The organism is Photobacterium pectinilyticum (assembly GCF_024357955.1).
GTDB classification, from domain to species: domain Bacteria; phylum Pseudomonadota; class Gammaproteobacteria; order Enterobacterales; family Vibrionaceae; genus Photobacterium; species Photobacterium pectinilyticum.
In genome coordinates this window covers 1-2,779 of record NZ_JANEYT010000153.1, presented here as the reverse complement: position 1 = coordinate 2,779, position 2,779 = coordinate 1, and the positions used below count along the sequence as shown (strand labels likewise).

Genomic DNA, 2,779 nt, shown 5'->3' with positions numbered 1-2,779 from the left:
ATTGTTAGGTTTTTTCTCTAACCCGGACACAGTAGACACGCTTTCCGTTGTCGGAATAATCATGCTCTTCAACAATTATGGAGCGTTTTCGTACCAAATCACAGCTGCGTTTAATGCAAGCACTGCCATTGTTGGTGTTTGTTGTATCTAGTGGCTTGTTTATTTACGGCGATACCAATAATGGTGCAACGTTTTTGGCTTCTGTGATTGCGATGGTGTGTTATATCATGGTTCGCCCATTTGAAACTGTGTCAGACCTCAGTTTAGAACCAGTAAAATAAAATAAAATAAAAGGGATAAGCTATTTCTATAGCTTATCCCTAAATTTTCAAGGCCTGCCTTATTTTCCTTTATTGCGCGATAAGAATTCTCTCTCAAATTCTCTTTTCTCTTTCTCATACTCCTTTTTCTGCAGCTCGACCCACTTATCACTAATTCTAACGCGACGTTTTTCATGAGCTTCTTTATAGGAATAATGGTCAGTGGTACGGTCGAAGTTAGACCATTCATAGTGAGCCCAAACATAAACATAGTTAGGCGATAGTGAAGTGATATGTGGAACTTTACAATGATTGACCGTCTTGATCTTAGAAAGATCAATCATGCTGTTGTTTGCTTGCTCAAAATACACGTTAACAGCATTAGCGTTACTGGCTTGCTTATCGGTGATATCGACACAGAGGTCAAAACTATAGGTTGCTGCCCTTCGAGTATCATTGAAATAGCGGTTAACGTTAAAAGTCTCAAAAGATTGATTTTTGTTGTTATAGCCACTGAGTTTTAGGACTGGAAATTTAACTTTCTCATTTCCTAGGTCAATAATTGCGTAAATTAGTACACCGTGATCATCACTATAGGTCAATACTTGTTTCGAGAACCCCAGGGGCAACATGGATTTATTGGCAACCCAGGAGAGTTCAGCAAATGGACCCGGATTTATAAGTTCGTTATTTGCCCGGTCACCCTTTCGTTTATAATCACTTTGGTGACGAAACGTTCGCGCACCATTATAATTGTAATCATAATCACTGTCGTAAAAAGCACTACTACCATTGTTTATCCTGTTGATAAACCATTTATGGTAATCTAGCCCTTCAAACATGCGGAAATCTGCCGCGTGGTTAAATTCATCACCGTAGTAGTGATCGGTTCGAATATCGATACTGATAAATCCGTCACGATCACTTTGATACGGTGTGACCTCTAGCACCTTCATCGTATCGTTGACAGCAATGATGTCAGTCAGTTTTGTCTGGATACCGTGATTTATTATGTCGTTTTGCTCTCTTTGCCGCGCTTGCTCCAGAAGGCGTTCGGCCTCTTTTTTGGCACTTTCAATGGCATCTTCGTGGGCTTTTTTAATGCGTGCTGACTGAAGCAGGTATCCTGGCTCAAAGACAATTCTAGAGCTTTCACGTAAATGGTTTAGCTCTATCAAAATCTCTCGCTGCCTATTTTCGAGCTTGGCAACCTCAACATGGGTCATGTTGTCTTTGTTACGGGACTGTAATCCAATAAGCTGCCGGCGAAGGAGCGAGTTTTGCCGTGTCATTTCTTCGAGTTTTGCTTGTGTTTGAGTATCTGTGTCAATGCGGGCAAGGCGCTTATCGAGCTCGGCTTCATCCAGTGAAACTTGGGCTTTTACAGTCAACACCGAATGGTTATCGACGTCCGAAATGGTATCACTCAGCACGTTGACTTTAAGCAATGATGCACCCAGCATGTCAACTGATTCAGAGTATTGATCACCATCAAGAGCCTTAGTCACAATAATATGACTACCCATTTTAGTGACTGCCTGCTCAGTGATTTGAGCAATGGCCCCTGCTCGGGCTGACTGGCGTGACTCGTTAGCACCCATACGATAGTCAACTGAATACAGATCAGTAATGATGTTCGCATAGCTAAAGCTCGATGAAATGAGTACACCAGACAACACAGCAAATTTGGCAAATTTATTCACTAATATCATCCTTCTTTATGATCAACTGTTTTGATACTAACAAAATGAAGTCAAACCTCTTAAATCAAGTCTTGTGATCAATCGCTAAATTAATTAAAAGCTTTATAAGCTAATTTGTTGGCCATTTATAGTAGCGGTAGAGTTAGCCAATGTGACTTCAGAGCGGATACGGTTAGTCTTACTGTCATAATGGAAAAAGTTGTTACTCGCCATGTGCTGAAGGAACATGAGTGGAACAAACTGTTGGATATCATCTAAGGTAGTATCCAACGTTAAAGAGCCGTTTAGGTTATCCAGTACAGAAAATGCGTTATCTCGTGTTACACCATTATGTTCAGGATATTCTAAGGAGAGATCTATAGACGTAACGCCATAAGGACTTTCTAAGGCTGGTACTTGCAACGATAGGCTGGCGGCATCATCAGCAAGACCGACCAAAGTGGTCAAAAATTGCAGCTGGTTGTCTGGATTATGCGTACCATTAAATTTGGTGACACTATCGATCATGTCGATAAGGTTTTCAGAGCGCCAGTTAGCTAACTTTAGGTTAGCGTTGATGTTACTATATGATCCCATTGAATCGGCAGTTAACGTCAAATTAGTATCAATTTTTTCACCAGCAAGAGTAATAGACTTAATAGATTCTAGGTTGCTAACCCAAGGCTGGCTGCCTAGTGAAACACTTTCTATTTTTATTCGGTTAATCACTTCACCATCATGAGTTTCGAACTGGCTCACAACATCATCTATGACGATAGGCGCACCGCTCACACTCATCATTATGCTGTTTGGTATTGCAACGGTGACTTGGTTATT

Annotated in this window: 2 protein-coding genes; both read right to left on the bottom strand. The window is 40.9% G+C overall.

From position 1 onward, the window contains the following. Window positions 1–340 precede the first annotated feature (340 nt). Complete coding sequence (locus NHN17_RS25505; RefSeq protein WP_255045474.1) at window positions 341–1,963, bottom strand: hypothetical protein; 1,623 nt, start codon at window positions 1,961–1,963, stop codon at window positions 341–343. A gap of 102 nt (window positions 1,964–2,065) precedes the next feature. Next, window positions 2,066–2,779: hypothetical protein (locus NHN17_RS25500; protein ID WP_255045473.1), on the bottom strand; the 714-nt coding region annotated here is incomplete at its 5' end.